The following is a 17,471-nucleotide window of genomic DNA, read 5'->3' on the forward strand; positions in this document are numbered from 1 at the left end:
CTGATTACACCGCTGGCAACAGGAGGGCCAGTTATGGCGCATGACATGTGGGTGTTCGGCTATGGCTCGCTGATCTGGCATCCGGGCTTTCCGGTGGCCGAGTTTCGCGTGGCGCGACTGCACGACTGGCACCGCAGCTTTTGCATGCGCTCGATCCATCATCGCGGCACCGAGGAAAAGCCCGGCCTTGTGCTGGCGCTGGATGCCCTGCCCGGCGCGCATTGCGACGGCGTGGCCTTTCGCGTCGCCCCGGGGGCTGAGGCGCAAACGCTGGCCGATCTGCGGGAACGAGAGCTGATTTCCTCCGCCTATCTGGAGCGCGAATTGCCGGTTGATCTGGTGGATGGCGCGCAAGTCAGCGCGCTGGTCTATGTGATCGACCCCCACCATGTGCAATATTGCCACTTGCGGCTGGAAGAGCAGGCCCAGATCATCGCCCATGCCGTGGGCGGGCGCGGCCCGAACCGCGACTATCTGACCGCGACCACACAGCATCTAGCGCAGCTGGGCATCGGCGACCCCGATCTGGAGTGGCTGGTGGCGCGCGTTCACGCACTTTAGACCAGGTGTCGCACGGGTTTTGCTTGGCAGCCGCCCGCCGCCTGCTATGCTTGCGCCCGAGCAGCACCTTCGGACCAACCGATGGAAAAACCAGACCGCGCGACCCCCTCTTATTTCAGCCAGCCGATCCGTCAGATCGTGTTCATGCTGGTGGCCTGCGCCCTGATCGGGGCGGGGGTCTGGGCCATTCATGGCACGCTGATCGGGATTGTGGATTCCAACCCCTATCTGATCGGCTTTATCGCCGCTGTGTTCTTTCTTGGGGTGCTGACCTGTTTCTGGCAGGTGTTCACCCTTGCCCAATCGGTCAGTTGGATCGAACGCTTTGTCCGCCACGATACCGGCGCGGAAGAGGCGGCAGCGCCCCGTCTTCTGGCCCCCCTTGCCGCGCTGCTGCGGTCGCGCGGGGCGAAGATGCAGATTTCGTCCTCCTCGTCCCGCTCTATTCTGGAATCGGTGGCAACGCGGATAGACGAGGCGCGGGATATTACCCGCTATCTGATCAACCTGCTGATTTTCCTTGGCCTTCTTGGCACCTTCTACGGCCTTGCCACCACGGTTCCTGCGGTGGTGGAAACCATTCGCGGCCTTGCCCCGAAAGAGGGGGAAAGCGGCCTTCAGGTGTTCCAGAAACTGATGGGTGGCCTTGAAAACCAGTTGGGCGGCATGGGCACGGCGTTTTCCTCATCCCTGATGGGTCTGGCCGGATCGCTGGTGCTGGGGCTGCTGGAGCTGTTCGCGGGCCACGGCCAGAACCGGTTTTACCGAGAGCTGGAGGAATGGCTGTCCTCGATCACCCGCCTCGGCTTTGCCGGGCCGGAAAGCGATGGCGAGACTGCCGCCGTTTCGGCGATGCTGGACCATGTGACAGGTCAGGTCGAGGTGTTGCAGACCCTGATCGCGCAGGGCGAGGCGAACCGGCAAGCGACGGATGAAAAGCTGGATCAGTTGACGGCGGCCATCGCCAAACTGGCCCGCGTAGCCGTGGCCGAACAGGGAAAGGCCGCCACCTTGATACGCATGGCCGAGGGGCAAGACCGTCTGATCGCCGCCCTGACTGGCGAGGACAGCAAATCGCAAGTCGATGCCGAAAGCCGGATGCGCCTGCGGTCAATCGACGTGCAATTGCTGCGGATACTGGAGGAACTGGCGGCGGGGCGGCAGGAATCCGTCACCGACCTGCGTTCCGACCTGTCGGCGCTAACCGCCGCCGTGCGGCAACTGGCGCGTGGGCGGGCTTGAAGCATGGGCCTGTCGCGCCGGCGCGATTCCTCTCATATCTGGCCGGGGTTCGTCGATGCGGTGACGACGCTCCTCATGGTGATGATGTTCATCCTGACCATCTTTACCGTGATGCAGGCCGTGTTGCGCGACACGATCACCACCCAGACCACGGAATTGGACGACCTGAACCAGACCGTCGCGCAACTGGCCGATGCCTTGGGCCTGGAAAAACAAAAGGCCACCGATTTGCAGGCGCAGGTGGGGAACCTGTCGGCCTCGCTGAGCGCCGCGCAGGCCGAGGGCGACAAGCAATCCGCCCTGATCGCCACGCTGACCGGGCAGTTGCAGGCAGCGCAGGGTGACCTTGCCACGGCGCAAGGCCGGATCACGAGTTTTGAGGCGCAGGTGGCCAGCCTGCTGTCCGAACGCGACAGCGCACGTGGGCAGGTGACCGATCTGCAAACCGCGCAGACCAAGCTGCTTTCGGAAAAAGAGGCGCTGGACCTCGCCGTCGCCAAGGCCCGCGCCGAGATCGACAAATCGGCGGAAGAGGCCCGCCTTGCCGCCGCAAGGCGCGAGGCGCTGGAGGCTTTGGTCGCCGATCTGCGCGCCAAGGGGCAGGCCGATGCGACGGCGCTGACGGCAGCGCAGACCAAGATTTCCGATGCCGAAGCTGCCCGTCTGGTCGATGCCGCCGCCATGCAGGCGCTGCGGGAAAAGCTGAAGGGCAGCGAGACCGAACTGACCTCGATGACCCTCGCGCTGGAGGAACAGCGCAAGCGGGCCGAGGAAACGCTGACCCTGCTCGCCGCCGCCCGCACCGATGCCGCCAAGGCCGCAACCACGGGTGATGACCGCGCCGCCCGGCTGGCTGTGGCGCAGGCCGCGCTAACGGCAGAACAGAAAAAGACCGTCGAGGCCGCGCAGAAGATGGAACTGCTGAACCAGCAGATCGCCGCCCTGCGCAGCCAGTTGGGCAGTTTGCAGGCAGTGCTGGATGCCTCTGCCGTCAAGGATGCCGAAGCCAAGGTGCAATTGGATGCGTTGGGCAGCCAGCTTAATTCCGCGCTGGCGCAGGTGGCTTCGGAACAAAAGAAGCGGGCGGAGCTGGAAGAGGCGGAACGCAAGCGGCTGGAAAACGAGAACGAAAACCTCGCCAAATACCGCAGCGAATTCTTCGGCCAGATCAGCCAGATCATGGCCGGCCGCTCCGGTGTGCGGGTTGTGGGCGACCGGTTCGTGTTTTCCTCCGAAGTGCTGTTCCAGCCGGGCTCGGCCGACCTTGCCCCTGAAGGGCAGGCCCAGATCGCGCAGGTGGTGGCGACGCTGAATGAGGTGCTGCCGGAAATTCCGCCCGGCATCGACTGGATCATCCGGGTTGATGGCCATACCGACAATGTGCCCCTGTCCGGCACGGGCGAATTCAAGGACAACTGGCAGCTTTCGCAGGCCCGGTCGCTGGCCGTGGTGCGTTATATGTCCGAAGTGCTGGGCTTTCCGCCCGAGCGGCTGGCGGCAACCGGGTTTGGTGAATACCGGCCCGTTGCGGAAGGCGACAGCCCCGACGCGCGGGCACAGAACCGGCGGATCGAGTTGAAGCTGACGGAGAGGTGACCCCCTCACCCTACCCTCTCCCCCGAGGGGAGAGGGGGCGCTGCATGGGCAAAGCGCGCGCCATGGCCATGGGGCACTCTCCCTCTCCCCTCGGGGGAGAGGGCCGGGGTGAGGGGCGTCAGTGCGCCACCCGTGGCCGACCCGAGGCCACCACCGTCACCATACCCTCGATGAACATCTTCGCGCCCTCCACCTCGGCCTCGCGCAACTCACGGCTGGCGATGACGTGCAGATCCTCGGCCCCCGCCTGCCGTGCCCGCGCCTCGGCCTCGGTCCGCAGGCCCGCCTCCATCGCGGCCAGTGCGGCCTCTGCCGTGGTGAAACTTTGCAACCCATCCGCCAGATGCGCCACGAACCGCCCCGCGGCGGGAGAGGAGACCAGCCCCGACACCCGCTGGCTGACCTGCCCCACCACGGCACCGATGGCATTGGCCACACCGGCGTGTTCAGGCAGGATCGTCTCGCAGCCCAACTTTTCGCCCACCGCGCCATAGTAGGAAGGTGCCGAGGCCCCCAGCCCGATCACCGGCACGTTCAGCCGCGCCGACAGGGCGATGACGCCGCGATGGTTCACCAGCCCCTTCGCCAGCAGCACATGACGCGCCAGCGCGCCCGCATCCTGCCCGGCAAAGGCCGGGTCTTCGGCAAAGGCGGCTTCCAGCAGGCAATCGGCGGTCTGGTCGGTCAACTGGTCGATAATGCTTTGCGCAAGGGTTGCACCATCCGCTGCAAACCGCTCACCCGCCCCCGTCCGCCGCCGAGCGATCAGGGTCAGCGCCTTTGTGGCTGCCTCGCCATCCCATGCGTCCAGCCGCCCCAGCACATGGCTCGCGTCCGAAGGCGTCACGCCCGAAATCATCACCAACCCCCGCGCCACCAGACGCTCCAGCGCCGCCACCTCGATCCGGCTGGTCAGGGCGCTGGCCATCGGCATCGGCTCGGTGATGCGGGCCAGAACCGCCGCTTCTCGCGTGGTCAGCCCCCCGGCCTGCCCGCCCATCGGCACCACGAAACGCCCGTCAAACTCGCCCGCCGTTTCGGTCGAAAGCCAGCGGTCCAACGCGGCATGAACCATCGGCCCCGCATCCACCGCCAGCAGCGATACCGGCATCAACCGGCGCGGGCCAAGCCGCAGGCCCCCGGTCAGGCCAGCCGTCAACAGATGCACCTCGCTGTCACCGCCAAGGCCCCAGGTGCGCATCGCCACCGCCTCGACCATGGTGCGGAACCCGCCCACTTGCGCGCCTGCGGGGTCAATCTCTGGCAGGCCATCTTTCAGCAGGGCGATGTCGGTTGTGGTGCCGCCGATGTCCGACACCAGCGCATCCTTGGCCCCGGTCAGCCAGCGCGCGCCGACGATGCTGGCAGCGGGGCCAGAGAGGATGGTTTCGATGGGACGCTCGCGCACCATAGCCGCCGAAATCAGCGCGCCATCGCCGCGCACCACCATCAGGGGTGCCTTGATGCCCGCCGTTTCCAGATGCCGCTCGCAGGCCGCGACCAGACGGTCGATCATGCCGATCAGCCGCGCGTTCAGCACTGCCGTCAGCGCCCGCTTCGGCCCGTTCAATTGCGCCGACAGCTCATGCGAACAAGTCACAGGCCGCCCTGTGACCCGCCGGATCAGATCGCGCGCGGCAATCTCATGCGCCGGGTTCCGCGTGGCAAACCGCGCGGCGACGGCGAAGCCCATCACCTGATCGGCCAGTTCGACCAGTTGCGCCTCCAGCCCTGACAGATCCAGCGGCGCAGCCTCGCCCCCCGCGTGGTTGTGACCGCCGTCCAGCAAGATAACCGGGTCGCCCTTCAGCGCTTCGGTCAGACCGCCGCGCTCCATATCGCCCGCATCGAACCCGATGAAGACCAGCGCGACGCGGCCCCCCTGCCCTTCCACCAGCGCATTGGTGGCAAGCGTGGTAGACAGCGAGACCAGCGCGATCTGGTCGGCCCGCACCCCGGCAGCGGCCAGTGCCGCATCCGCCGCCCGCCCGATGCCAAGGGCCAGATCGGCCCGCGTGGTCAGCGACTTGGCCTTGCCCAGAACCGCCTGCGCGCCCTCGTCCACGATCACCGCATCGGTATAGGTTCCGCCGGTATCCACCCCAAGGAAATAGGCCATCTGACGCTCCGTCCTGTTCGCTGGGATGACATAGCCCGCCCAGCCCCGAAGGTCAGCCCCCCGGCGACCGCAACCTGCCCGTTCGCGACCGTCTTGGGGTGGATTGACGCAGGGGCAAGGGTTCGGTGCGGGCAGATCAGGAAACGCATGGCGTTTCCCCGCCCGTGCGCGACCTTTCCGCCAGAGACGGTTCCGCCGGAACTACCAGAGGCCAGCGCCTGATCCGGGCGCGCGGGAAGCGCCCTCCGGGGGATGGGGGGCGGGCGGTGCAGATTGCCACTGCACCGTGTGGCGAAGGCGATGGCCTTCGCCAGCTTGGGCGGGGCAGGCCCCCCAAACCCTAGCGGCGACGGCGGCGATGGGCGGGGGGAATGCCCGCATCGGCGCGATATTGCGCGGCGGTTCGGCGTGGCAGGTCCACCCCCGTGTCGGCAAGCAAAGCCCGCGCAAGGGCGGCATCCGAAAGCGGGCGCTGCGGGTCTTCGCCCGCCACCAGACCCAGCAGCCGGTGGCGCAGCGCCGCGGCAGAGGTCGCCCCCCCACTTCCCTGCCGGGCCGAAGAAAACATTCGGCGCAGCCACCACGCCCCGCGCGGCGTATCAAGGCAGGTGCCCGCCACCACCCGGCTGATCGTGCTTTTATGCAGGCCCAGCGCCTCGGCCAGATCGGCCATGGTCATCGGCTCCAGCGCGGCAGCCCCGTCGTTCAGCGCCGCCTCCTGCCGGGCGGCAATCTCGCGGCCGACGCGCAACAGAGTGGCATTGCGCGCCTTCACAGCCTGTTGCAGCGCCCTTGCGGCGGCCAGTTGTGCAGCATCCCCCGCCTCGGCCCGCCGCACCTCCAGCGTGGGCAGGGCCGAGCGGTTCAGCGATATCTCCCACCCCCCCTCGGGCCGCGCCCGCGCCAAAAGGTCCGGCTCTCGGGGTGGCGGGGCGGCTGCACCCGGCCCGGCAAAGCTGGCCCCCGGCTTGGGGTTCATCCCCCGGATCAGGCGGAACCGCGCCAGAACCCCGGCCTCGTCACAGCCCGCCAACCGCGCCAGCCGCGCCGTCTGGCCCGATGCCAGAAGCGGCAGATTGGCCAGCACCACCTGCATCGCACCATCCAGCGCATCCATTTCCTGCGCCTGCAAGGCCAGACATTCGGCCAGATCGCGGGCAAACAACCCGCGCGGCTCAATCTGTTGCAACTGTTTCAACACCGCCTCCACCTCGGCCAGCGTCACCGCCGCCTCATCGGCCATCACCGTCAACGGCCGGCCCAGCCAGCCCGACGGCTCCAGCGCATCGGCCAGCGCCTCCGCCACGCGGCGGGCGCGGGGCGGCAGGCGCATCGCCTCGATGGCGGCCACGACATGGGCGGCAAGGCTTGGCCCGGCCGAGGGCAGGAACTCGGTATCCGCCCCACCACCTGCCGAGGCGAAAACGCCGCTCCACCGGGGCAACCAGTCGCCTGGCGCAGGGGCGGGCGGGGTCAACCGCAGATGCGGGTTGGTGGCCGCTTGCTCCTCCAGATACCGACTTAGCCCTGCTGCATCGGTGCGCAACAGGCCAATCGATACTTGCAGGCTGGTGTTCAACTCCAGCCGCAGAGTCTGCGAGATCTGTATGCGGGGGCGCGGCGCCATGGGCCGACTTTCGGGCCGCAAGCTTCCGCCGTCAAGCAGGCGGGGCACCTGTTCCTTGCCTCGCCCGCCCGCTAGGGTAACCCTGAAAAGGGGGCAGGCCATGCAGGCTGACTATCCGGTGATGCGCGATGTGGTGCTGGTGGGGGGCGGTCATGCCCACGCGCTTGTGGCGCGGATGTGGGCGATGGCCCCGCTGCCCGGCGCGCGGCTGACGCTGATCAACCCAGGCCCGGTCGCCCCCTATACCGGCATGTTGCCCGGCCTGATCGGGGGGCATTACCGGCGGGACGAGATCATGATTGATCTGGTGCGTCTTGCACGGTTCGCAGGCGCGCGCCTGATATTGGATCGTGCTGCGGGGATCGACACCGCCGCCCGACAGATCGTGCTGCACGACCGACCGCCGCTGCCCTATGATGTTGCCTCACTTGATATCGGCATCGGGTCAGATCTGCCCGACCTGCCCGGTTTTGCCCGCCATGCCACCGCCGCCAAACCCTTGGGCGATTATGCCCTTGCGTGGGAGGCGTTTGTGGCCCGCCGCCTTGCCTATCCCCGTGTGGTCGTGGTCGGCGGCGGGGTGGGTGGGGTGGAACTGGCACTCGCCTCGGCCTACCGGCTGCGGGCGGGCGGGGCGCAACCCAAGATCACGCTGGTGGAAAGGGCGGCGGAAATCCTGCCACATATCGGCGCAGGCGCACGACGCAGCCTGCTGGACCATCTGGCCAAGGCGGGCGTTGCCATTGTCACCGGCGAAACGCCGGTTGGCGCCACGGCAACCGAGGTTGCGCTGACCAATGGCCAGACGCTGGGGGCCGATTTCGTGCTGACGGTTGCGGGCAGCCGCCCGCAGGGCTGGCTGGGCGAAACCGGGCTGGCGCTGGAACGCGGCTTTGTGACCGTTGGCCCCACGCTGCAAACCTCTGACCCGCAGGTCTTTGCGTCGGGCGATTGCGCCCACATGACGCACGCCCCGCGCCCCAAGGCCGGGGTCTTTGCCGTCCGGCAGGCGCCGGTGCTGTTTCACAACCTGCGCGCCGCGCTGACCGGGGCGCCGCTGCGCACCTACCATCCACAGCGCGACTACCTCAAGCTGGTGTCAACCGGCGACAAGGCGGCGGTGGCCGACAAGTTCGGCCTGCGCGCGGGCGGGCCGTGGCTGTGGCGGCTGAAAGACCGGATCGACCGCAAGTTCATGGCCATGTTCGGTGATTTTCCCGCCATGCCGGCCCCCGCTTTGCCCGCCAATGCAGTGCCCGGACTGGCCGAGGTGATCGGGCCGAAACCTTTGTGTGGTGGCTGCGGGGCAAAGCTGGGCGGGCCTGCGCTGGCCGGGGCACTGGCGGCGCTGCCGCAGCCCGCCCGCGCCGATGTGCTGTCAGGTCGGGGCGATGATGCCGCGATCCTGCGCGCCCAAGGGGGGGTGCAGGTCATCACCACCGACCACCTGCGCAGATTTACCCATGACCCGCGCCTGATGGCGCGGATCGCCGCCCTGCATGCGCTTGGGGATATCTGGGCGATGGGGGCCGCCCCGCAGGCGGCGCTGACGCAAGTTATCCTGCCCCGCATGTCCGATACCAAATCCGCCGAAACGCTGGCCGAGGTGATGGCCGAAGCCGCCGCCACCTTTGCCGAGGCCGGGGCCGATGTTGTCGGCGGCCACAGTTCGGTCGGGGGTGAGCTGACGATTGGTTTTACCGTCACCGGCCTTGCCCGCCGCGCGCTGACAAAAGGGGGCGCACAACCGGGCGATGCTCTGATCCTGACCAAAGCTATTGGCACCGGCACCATCATGGCCGCCGAAATGGCGGTGGTCCACCTGCCCGGCCTGATATTGGGAGAGGCGGTCGCTGCTGCCCTGACCTCGATGACGCAATCCTCTGGCCCCGCCGCCGCCGTGCTGGCCCCGGTTGCCCGTGCGATGACCGATGTCACCGGCTTTGGCCTTGCCGGGCATCTACTGGAAATGCTGGATGCCTCTGGTTGCGGCGCGCAGGTGCAGGCTGCGACCATCCCCCTGTTGCCCGGCGCAATGAAGCTTGCTGCCGCTGGCGAAAGCTCCAGCCTCGCGCCCGCCAACCGCGCGCTGACGGTGGGGCGGCTGATGCTGCCCGAAGGCCCCCTGCGCGCGTTGCTGCATGATCCCCAAACCGGGGGCGGCCTGCTGGCCGCCGTTCCTGCCGAGCAGGCAGAGGAAATTTTGGAACGGCTTCGCGCGGCGGGGTATGACGCAGTGCGGATCGGGCAGGTCGTGGCCGGACCGCCCCGGATTGAGGTTATTCAATCAAACGATTGAATAACCCTGACCAACCGCGCCGCCAGCGCCCGCAGATCGGCGGGGTCAAGGCTGGTGGCCTCAACCTCTGTCACCGGCACCGCCATGCGGCTGCGGTGTTTGGCATAGCGCGGGTCATAATGCTGAATCATCAGCTCTTGCGCCAGATCGCCAAACTCTCCGGCCCCGGCAAGCGCCTGCCACCGGGCGATGACACCGGCGGCATGCAGCGGGCGCAGCCGTTCGATAATGGCCGTCAGCCGCGCCACATCGGCGGACAGATCGTCATAGGCCCGCACCAGATAGGCGGCGCGCGCCGCCACCGGCACCGTCAGCACGATGCGCGGCGCGGCGCACATGGCGCGCCACAAGCCCGCAGGCAGGCTGCGCTCGCCAACCTTGGCGCTTTCCGCCTCGATCACCACGGGGCGGGCCGGGTCCAGGCTGGCCAGCGCCATGGCCAGCCGCCCCTCGAACCCGCGCTGGCCGGGTTGCGGACCCATCGCGCCGAACAGCGATCCGCGATGGTTGGCCAGCCCCTCCAGATCAATGACCTGCACACCTTGCGCCGCCATCAAAGCCAGCAGTTCGGTCTTGGCGCTGCCGGTGTTGCCATCCAGCACGATCACCCGGCCCTGCACCCGATCCGGCACCTGCCCCAGCGCCTCGACCACCAGCCCACGCCATGCCTTGTAGCCGCCTGCGATGGTTTCCACCCGCCAACCGATCTGTGACAGGATCGACGCGAATGACCCCGACCGCTGCCCGCCCCGCCAGCAATAGACCAGCGGACGCCAGCCGCCGGGCTTGTCGGCCAAGACCCCCTCCAGATGCCGGGCGGCGTTGCGCGCCACCAGCGCAGCCCCCAGCTTGCGCGCCGTAAAAGGCGAGACCTGTTTGTAGATCGTGCCCACCCGTGCGCGTTCCTCATCATCCAGCACCGGCAGGCTGATGGCGTCGGGCAGATGATCGTCGGCAAATTCGGCGGGGGCGCGCACGTCGATGATGTCATCGAAGCCATGGGCGGCAAGGTCGGTCAGGCGGGTCAAGGTAATGGCCATGCCTGCTGATACCGCATGGACACGCTGGCGGGAAGATGCCTGCCCCTGTGCAGTCCTCTGGCAAGGATGGCAACCTTGCGGCAATCTGGGCCGATGCGTCTGCTTCTTGTTGCCCTTTTCGCGCTGCTGCTGGCCACGCCGCCGGCATCGGCACAGGATATGCCCGCCCTGATCACCGCCGCCCGCGCACAGGTTGGCGTGACCATCAGGTATGACCCGACCTATGTTGGCCTGTCATACCCCGGCGGCGATGTTCCACCCGACCGGGGGGTTTGCACCGATGTGCTGATCCGCGCCTTTCGCACCGGCTGGGGGCTGGATCTTCAGCGCGTCGTCCATGCCGACATGATCCGCGCCTTTGACGCCTATCCGCAGAACTGGGCTTTGTCTGGCCCCGATGCCAATATCGACCATCGCCGCGTGCCAAACCTGCAAGCGATGCTGGAACGCGCGGGCGCCGAATTGCCGGTCAGCGACGATCCCGCCGAATACCAGCCGGGCGATCTGGTCACCTGGCGGCTGCCGGGCAACCTGCCGCATATCGGTATCGTCTCGGATCAGATGAACAGCGACGGTGACCAGCACCTGATCCTTCATAACATTGGTGGCGGCGCACAAGAGGAAGACCTGTTGATGTCATTCCCCATCACCGGCCATTACCGGATCACGTCGCAGGCGCTGGACTGGATGAGGGCGCTGGACCGTTAGCGAAACGCCGGGCCATGCGCCCACAGCGTCAGCGACCATCTGGTGCCGCGGGTGACAGGTGTCACCCGGTGCAGCTCGAAACTGGGGAACACCGTGGCCAGCCCGCGCTGGCGCGGTGCAGTGGCAACATTGCTGTCGGGCCACAGCTCCAGCGCGCCGCCGTCGTAATCGGCGGGATCCGACAATTGCACCACCACCGTCAGCTTGCGCTTTGCCGCCCAGGTGCCCGCCCCGATATCGGAATGCCAGCCAAAGTGCCCCTCGCGCTCTGCCCCATAACGGGCCACCTGCGCGCTTTCGCCGAAATCGGTCAGGTCAAAGTTGAAGGCGGTGCGGTTGGCCTGCGCGATCAGGCCAACCATGCGGTCCATCACCCAGGCCCCTTCGGGAATGTCATCCAGCCAGGCAATCTCTGCCCGGCGCAAATGATGCGCTGTCTGGCCGCGCACCAGACCTGCATCCTTCATCGCACTGGCCTGCACGGCGGCGATGATCCGGTCGCAATCTTCGGGCGTCAGGGCGTCGGGCAGGGTCTGAAACGGGATCATCGGGCACCTTAAGGAGGGGTGCGCCCGGCATGGCCGGGCGCTGTCGTCGCTTCAAGGAGAGCTGTGGCCCATGGCGCTGTGGTCCATGCCATCCATCATCATGCCATCCATGTCCATCGAAGCACCCGCCTTGCGCTGGTTATCGACCACTGCTTCGAAACTGCCGGTCTCACCATCGTCAAAGGTCAGGGTGACGGCAAACTTGTCGCCATCTTTCAGATCCTTGGTCAGCCCCATCAGCATGATATGATCGCCACCACGGGCAAATTCGTGCATCTCGCCTTGCGGCAGCGGCACGCCGCCTTCGATCTTGTTCATCTGCATCACGCCATCGGCGCTTTCGACATGGGTGTGCAGTTCCACCACCTTGGCCGCATCGGAGGCGACGCCGGTGATGACAAGATCTTTCCCGGTATTGTTGTGAATCATGAAGAACACCGCCCCGGTCTTGCCCATACCGCCATTCACGCGGGCATAGGCATCATGGATATGGATGCCTTCGGGGTGGGTGTCATGGGCAAGGGCGGGTTGGGCCAGCGCAAGGGCAGCCGCAGCGGCGGCCAGAAAAGTGCGGATCGAAGTCATGTTACTTGTCCTGTGATTGATCTGAAACGAAAGCTGTTCAGAACCTTGGCGGCGGCCCCCGCGCCTCGACCGTCAGCAGCGGCATCGCCCATTGCGAGGGCAGCAGGTGCCCTACCGCAAGATGCGCCCAGCCTTGCGGCGGCACCGCATCCGGCTGCGCGCCGTGCAGATCGGCCACGGCAAAGGCCGCGATACAATCGGGGCACAGATGCACCGGGCCGACAGGGCGGCCATCGGCATCGACAGCCATCGCCCCTGTGGTCCCGCACACCTCGACCCAGCCCGCCATGGGCGCCTGCACCCGCGCCACTGCCAGGCTGACCGAGGTCAGCGCCAGACACAGCGCCAGAAACAGGCCGATCATGGGATGATGCCGCATCATGCCCGCCTTTTAACCCAGCGCCGCGCCGGGGCCAAGCGACAGCTTGTCACCCCGCCAAAGCCAAAAGGCCCCGCGTGACGCGCACGCAGGGCCCCTATTGGCGATCGGCAAAGATCAGGCGGCGGCCTGAGCCTTGGCGATGTCTTTCTTGATCTGCTGGGCGGCAACCGACAGCTCGTCATCCTTGGCCTTGGCCAGGAACGCATCCAACCCGCCACGGTGGTCCACCGTGCGCAGACCGGCGGCCGAGACGCGCAGCTTGAACGCCTTGCCCAGCACGTCGGAAATCAGCGTGACCTCGTTCAGGTTCGGAAGGAACCGGCGGCGGGTCTTGTTGTTGGCGTGGCTGATCGTGTTGCCACTCATCGGGCCCTTGCCCGTCAGTTCGCAGACGCGCGACATGGTCGTGATCCTTCGTGTCAAAACAGAGAGGGGGCGCACCAGCGGTACGCTCCCGATATTCGCTGATCGGCCTTTAGGGGGATTCCGAACGGTCGTCAAGCGATTCACACCCGGTCATTGCCGATCAGCCGTGCCAGCAGTGGCACAAAGACCAGCATCGCCGCCGCGACAACAAAGGCCGTCCGCAGCCCCAGATGCCCGGCAATATAGCCGAACACCGGCGGCCCGACGAAATAGCCGAAATACCCATACAGCGTGGCCCGCGCCACCGCACGGGCGCGCGATTGCGGTGCCGCACGATTGGCAACCAGCGAAAAGGTCGTCGGCGCAATCACCGATGACCCGATGCCCATGACCACAAATCCCGCATAGGCCATTGCCGGGTTCACCGCCCCCGCAGCGATCAGCGCGCCGGTGGCCGATACCGCCGCGCCCGCCGTCAGCAACCGCACCGGGTTGACCCGCGCCACCATGCCCTGCCCCACCAGCCGCGCGAGCCCCATGGTCATTGCCATGACCGCCGGTCCCATCGCACCATGGGCGGGCGATCCGCCCAGCGTCTGCTCGATATGCAGCGCCGACCAGTTTTCGGCCGCATTCTCGGTCAGAAATGCAATCAGCACCATCGCGCCGCCCAACAAGGGCAACAGCCCCAGCCGCCCCGCCGCGCGATCCTTGGGGCGGGCAAGGCCGCCAATCCGGCCATCGGCCTCGAGCGTGGTCAGCGCCATGGCACCCGCAACCAAACTCAGCGCCGCCAGAACCGCTGCGGGTGGCCAACCGGCATCGCGCATGGCCCCAACGGCCACCGCGCCCCCGGCATAGCCAAAGGAATAGGCGGCATGGCACAGGTTCATCATGTGCAGCCGGGTCTGCGCCTCCAGATCCGCGACACGCGCGTTCATCAGCACATCGGTCAAACCGGTGGTCGCGCCGCAGGCCAGCATCGCCAGCGGAAACAGCCAGACCACCGCACCCACCTGCCCCGGCAGCACAAAGGCCGCCGCCATCGCCAGCGTTGCAACTGGCAGCGCCACCCGCCCCAACCGCGCACCCAGCCAGGGCGCCACCAGCATCGCCGCCACCGCCGCCAGCGGCGTCATGAACAGCAACAGACCAAGCGCGGATTCGTCCACACCCAGCATGGCCTTGGTGTCTGGCAGTTCGGCCGCAAAGCCGCCCCACAGCACGCCCATGGCGGCAAAGGTGGCCAAAGGTGCGCGGGCCAGTGTAATCAGACGGGCGGAAATCATGCCTCAGCGCCTAGCCTGACACCCCAACCGCGGCAAGCCCGCCGCCGACATCGCGCCCGGCAGCGCCGTCGCACACAGCACTTTTCCGCTTTCCACGCGGGTGATTCGCCGCTATAGGCCCCCGGTCGCGCCATGCACCCTTGGAGGATGGCGGACTTATTTATCAGGAGAATACCATGGCTCGCGAAGCTCAAGACTTCACCGCTGCGGTACGGACGGGGACAGGCAAGGGGGCCGCTCGTCAAGCTCGTCGTGAGGGCAACGTACCCGGAATCGTTTATGGCGACGGCAAAGAGCCGCTCGCTCTGAACATCAACTACTACTACCTGCTCAAGCGGCTCAAGGCTGGCCGGTTCCTGCAAACGCTCTTCAATCTGAAGATCGAAGGTCAGGACGACGTGCATGTGATCTGCCGCGGCGTGCAGCGCGATGTGGTCAAGGATCTGCCGACCCACGTCGATTTCATGCGCATCCATGACGAATCGCGCATCAACCTGTTCATCCACGTCGATTTCGTGAATCACGAAGCGTCGCCCGGCCTCAAGCGCGGCGGCACGCTGACCGTGGTTCGCCACGAAGTCGAACTGGAAGTGCTGGCCGGTGATATTCCCGACCACATCACGGTTGACCTGACCGGCAAGCAGATCGGCGATGTGATCCACATTGAAGACATCGCTCTGCCTGCGGGCACCAAGCCCACCGTCGCCCGCAACTTCGCCGTGGCGAACATCGCGGCACCGTCGGGTCTGGTTTCTGCGGAAGCCGCCGAAGCCTGATTTCGGCCGCAAGGCTGATCGGGGCGCGAGGGGAAACCTTCGCGCCCTTTGCTTTTTGCAGCCGAACCCGGCAGGAAGGGCAGACACAGGGGGTAGCCATGAAACTTTGGGTGGGCCTGGGCAATCCGGGCATGAAATACGCGGGCAACCGCCACAATATCGGTTTCATGGCGCTGGACCGCATCGCGGCAGACCACGGCTTTGGCCCCTGGCGCAAGGCGTTTCAGGGTCTGGTGGCCGAAGGGCGGCTGGGCGAGGAAAAGGTGGTTCTGCTGAAGCCCGAAACCTTCATGAACCTGTCGGGTCAGTCGGTGCAATCTGCCGTGGCCTTTCACAAGCTGCCGCTGGCCGATGTAACGGTCTTTCACGACGAACTTGACCTTGCCCCCGGCAAGGCCCGCGTCAAGACCGGCGGGGGGCATGCCGGCCACAATGGACTGCGCTCGATCCACCAGCATCTGGGCGAGGCCTATCACCGCATCCGCCTTGGCATCGGCCATCCGGGCCACAAGGATGCGGTCGCGGCCTATGTGCTGCATGATTTCGCCAAGGCCGATCAGGACTGGCTGGATGACCTGTTGCGCGGCATCTCTGACGGTGCCACCGACCTTGCCGCAGGGGATACCGCCCGCTTCATGAATGCCGTGGCCTTGCGTACCGCGCCGCCCCGCTCTGGCACGGGCCGCGAGGATGCACCGCAGGCCGACACCCGGCCGCGCCCCAAGTCCGCCCCGAAGCCCGAGCCTGTCGCCGATACCCGCAGCCCGCTGGATAAGCTTATCGACCGCTTTCGCTGACCACCGGCCCGTAACCCAGCCCCCTGCCCCGCGCCAATACCCGGCAAACGGCGATTTCCCCTTGACGCCCCCGCCCCCCCGCCATAATCAGCCCGCCAAGTGGCTAGGTAGCTCAGTTGGTTAGAGCATGCGACTCATAATCGCAGGGTCGGGGGTTCGAGTCCCCCCCTCGCCACCAAATAATCCAAGTAACATCATGTAAAACTGAAGAATTTCGGCAAAGGCTGAACGCCATCCCGCCGATTTTCCCACCGAGAGACGTTCGGTAGCGTTCATTTGTCCTCCTGCTGCATCTTTGGCAGCAGACCACAAACACGAACCAAGAAGGACGAAACCAATGAATCTTAGCCACGTAGAATCCATCTCTCAGGCCTTTGCGCACTGGCGCTCGGCTATGGCCTCAGCAAATGCGGCAACAGAAGATGCCGAAATCCATGCGCATCTTGCCGAGGCGGCGGAAGTTGAACGCTTGACGCAGATAATGCCGGCGCGCACCGCCTCCGATGTCTGGGCCTTGGTTGCCATGTCTTTCGATCAAGCCAACAAGTGTGACTTCATCGGGCAGGATACTCTTGTGCGTCGCGCTCATGCCGAGGTTGCCGCGCTGGCCTGACCAAGCGCTCTTCGAACTGGCAAGCCACTGACAAGCCTTGCGACAGCGAGGGGCTTGCCATCGCCTCCGGCTAGCGCCCCTGATCGGGAGGGGTGGAGGGGGTTCGACCGGGAGGGGGGCGGGGGAAAAATCGCGCGCGCCGTTGGGTATACTCCACCCCCGCCCGCACTTCGGATTTTCCATTTTTTTATCTAGCTAGACTGCCTTTTCGCGGCGCCGCGCACGCAGTGGTAACGCAATAGATCTCTTGGACCGTGCATCGTATAGTCACCTTCGGGCGCGCATCTTTGCCTTATGTCCAAGATCATCACCCTCACGCCGAAACGTTCCGCCCGTATTTCATCCAAACTGCGCGAAGCCATCAGGCTACGTGTCGAAGAGGGCGCGACCATAGCCGACGCCTGCAAGTCAGCCGGCATGTCAACGCAGGGCTGGCATAAGGCAATGAAGCGGCCGGACGTTCAGAGCACCTTATCAGAGGCCCAGCACCGTTTTGTTGAAGGCACAGACGCCAAGCGCGCGCTCTACAAGGCCAGGGCTCTCGAAGTGGCGCTTGATCTGATGATGAACAGCAAGAGCGAAGCGATCCGCGCCCGCATGGTCGAGTTTCTCGCCAGCGATGCAAAGGTGAGTCCCGTTTCTGTCCATGTTGATGCCCGACAAGTTCAACAGCCAATGGGATACGTCTATCGACGGCCAGGGGAAGGCTCGCAGCCGATTGAAGGAGATGGCGTGGGTTGAGCCACAGCGCGGCCTTTCCTGCCAATCACGCACGATCTGAGGGTTTCAAAAGTTCCGCGCTGCCTCTGGACCGGTCGAAAGGATATTGGCTATCATTCGGGGAACGGAACACCCTGAGGCCGATCCCCTGACCACTCCCTTGGTTTGGGGGTGGCGATCAGCCTAAACGGTCATTGGTCCAT

The 17,471-nt window shown here is 66.1% G+C and carries 17 protein-coding genes and 1 tRNA gene; 10 read left to right on the forward strand and 8 right to left on the reverse strand.

What is annotated here, in order from left to right; genetic code table 11:
* Positions 1-33 precede the first annotated feature (33 nt).
* From JI744_RS12330 to JI744_RS12340, 3 genes are all read left to right on the forward strand, one after another.
* On the forward strand, positions 34-561 hold the full coding sequence (locus JI744_RS12330; RefSeq protein WP_202661361.1) for a gamma-glutamylcyclotransferase: 528 nt from the start codon (positions 34-36) through the stop codon (positions 559-561).
* A gap of 81 nt (positions 562-642) precedes the next feature.
* The gene (locus JI744_RS12335; protein WP_202661364.1) at positions 643-1,803 is read left to right on the forward strand and encodes a biopolymer transporter ExbB; all 1,161 of its coding nucleotides are present in this window, start codon (positions 643-645) and stop codon (positions 1,801-1,803) included.
* Positions 1,804-1,806: 3 nt separating this feature from the next.
* Positions 1,807-3,399: a peptidoglycan -binding protein gene (locus JI744_RS12340; protein WP_202661366.1), complete on the forward strand. Its 1,593-nt coding sequence runs from the start codon at positions 1,807-1,809 to the stop codon at positions 3,397-3,399.
* Between the two features lie 118 nt (positions 3,400-3,517).
* Here the strand turns inward: JI744_RS12340 and JI744_RS12345 are convergent, their stop codons facing one another.
* Together JI744_RS12345 and JI744_RS12350 are read right to left on the reverse strand one after the other, a co-directional pair.
* The gene (locus JI744_RS12345) at positions 3,518-5,518 is read right to left on the reverse strand and encodes a hydantoinase/oxoprolinase N-terminal domain-containing protein (RefSeq protein ID WP_202661368.1); all 2,001 of its coding nucleotides are present in this window, start codon (positions 5,516-5,518) and stop codon (positions 3,518-3,520) included.
* Positions 5,519-5,858: 340 nt separating this feature from the next.
* A complete protein-coding gene (locus tag JI744_RS12350; protein ID WP_202661370.1) occupies positions 5,859-7,145 on the reverse strand; it encodes an RNA polymerase factor sigma-54 in 1,287 nt (428 codons plus the stop codon).
* A gap of 100 nt (positions 7,146-7,245) precedes the next feature.
* Here JI744_RS12350 and selD point away from each other — a divergent pair, with 100 nt between their 5' ends.
* A complete protein-coding gene (selD, locus tag JI744_RS12355; RefSeq protein ID WP_202661372.1) occupies positions 7,246-9,444 on the forward strand; it encodes a selenide, water dikinase SelD in 2,199 nt (732 codons plus the stop codon).
* Here selD and mnmH read toward each other — a convergent pair.
* Positions 9,429-10,484 (reverse strand): tRNA 2-selenouridine(34) synthase MnmH, encoded by a 1,056-nt coding sequence (mnmH, locus tag JI744_RS12360; RefSeq protein ID WP_202661374.1) that lies wholly within the window; start codon positions 10,482-10,484, stop codon positions 9,429-9,431. The genes selD and mnmH overlap by 16 nt on opposite strands.
* A gap of 93 nt (positions 10,485-10,577) precedes the next feature.
* Between mnmH and JI744_RS12365 the strand changes: the two genes are divergently transcribed.
* Positions 10,578-11,192 carry a DUF1287 domain-containing protein gene (locus tag JI744_RS12365; RefSeq protein ID WP_202661376.1) on the forward strand — a complete coding sequence of 205 codons (615 nt, stop codon included), beginning with the start codon at positions 10,578-10,580 and terminating at the stop codon, positions 11,190-11,192.
* Here JI744_RS12365 and JI744_RS12370 read toward each other — a convergent pair.
* From JI744_RS12370 to JI744_RS12390, 5 genes are all read right to left on the reverse strand, one after another.
* On the reverse strand, positions 11,189-11,740 hold the full coding sequence (locus tag JI744_RS12370) for a 2OG-Fe(II) oxygenase (RefSeq protein WP_202661377.1): 552 nt from the start codon (positions 11,738-11,740) through the stop codon (positions 11,189-11,191). The two genes, JI744_RS12365 and JI744_RS12370, sit on opposite strands and share 4 nt — an antisense overlap.
* A 51-nt stretch (positions 11,741-11,791) precedes the next feature.
* Positions 11,792-12,325, reverse strand: coding sequence for a copper chaperone PCu(A)C (locus JI744_RS12375; RefSeq protein ID WP_202661378.1), 534 nt, complete (start codon positions 12,323-12,325; stop codon positions 11,792-11,794).
* A 37-nt stretch (positions 12,326-12,362) separates the two neighbouring features.
* Complete coding sequence (locus tag JI744_RS12380) at positions 12,363-12,704, reverse strand: hypothetical protein (protein WP_202661379.1); 342 nt, start codon at positions 12,702-12,704, stop codon at positions 12,363-12,365.
* Positions 12,705-12,821: 117 nt separating this feature from the next.
* Entirely contained in the window at positions 12,822-13,109 is a 288-nt protein-coding gene (gene rpmB / locus JI744_RS12385; RefSeq protein ID WP_202661381.1) for a 50S ribosomal protein L28, read from the reverse strand.
* Positions 13,110-13,213: 104 nt separating this feature from the next.
* Positions 13,214-14,362 carry an MFS transporter gene (locus JI744_RS12390; protein WP_202661383.1) on the reverse strand — a complete coding sequence of 383 codons (1,149 nt, stop codon included), beginning with the start codon at positions 14,360-14,362 and terminating at the stop codon, positions 13,214-13,216.
* A gap of 176 nt (positions 14,363-14,538) precedes the next feature.
* Here JI744_RS12390 and JI744_RS12395 point away from each other — a divergent pair, with 176 nt between their 5' ends.
* The 5 genes from JI744_RS12395 to JI744_RS12415 all read left to right on the forward strand — a co-directional run bounded on the left by JI744_RS12395 (position 14,539) and on the right by JI744_RS12415 (position 17,289).
* Positions 14,539-15,138 (forward strand): 50S ribosomal protein L25/general stress protein Ctc, encoded by a 600-nt coding sequence (locus JI744_RS12395; protein ID WP_202661385.1) that lies wholly within the window; start codon positions 14,539-14,541, stop codon positions 15,136-15,138.
* Between the two features lie 98 nt (positions 15,139-15,236).
* A complete protein-coding gene (gene pth, locus JI744_RS12400) occupies positions 15,237-15,935 on the forward strand; it encodes an aminoacyl-tRNA hydrolase (RefSeq protein ID WP_202661387.1) in 699 nt (232 codons plus the stop codon).
* A 101-nt stretch (positions 15,936-16,036) separates the two neighbouring features.
* Positions 16,037-16,113: transfer RNA gene (locus JI744_RS12405), tRNA-Met, on the forward strand.
* 159 nt (positions 16,114-16,272) lie between these two features.
* Positions 16,273-16,548 carry a hypothetical protein gene (locus JI744_RS12410; protein ID WP_202661389.1) on the forward strand — a complete coding sequence of 92 codons (276 nt, stop codon included), beginning with the start codon at positions 16,273-16,275 and terminating at the stop codon, positions 16,546-16,548.
* A gap of 294 nt (positions 16,549-16,842) precedes the next feature.
* Entirely contained in the window at positions 16,843-17,289 is a 447-nt protein-coding gene (locus JI744_RS12415; protein WP_202661391.1) for a hypothetical protein, read from the forward strand.
* Positions 17,290-17,471: the final 182 nt, after the last annotated feature.

Origin of the sequence: Fuscibacter oryzae, from assembly GCF_016765795.1 — a bacterium.
Taxonomy (GTDB): Bacteria; Pseudomonadota; Alphaproteobacteria; order Rhodobacterales; family Rhodobacteraceae; genus Fuscibacter; species Fuscibacter oryzae.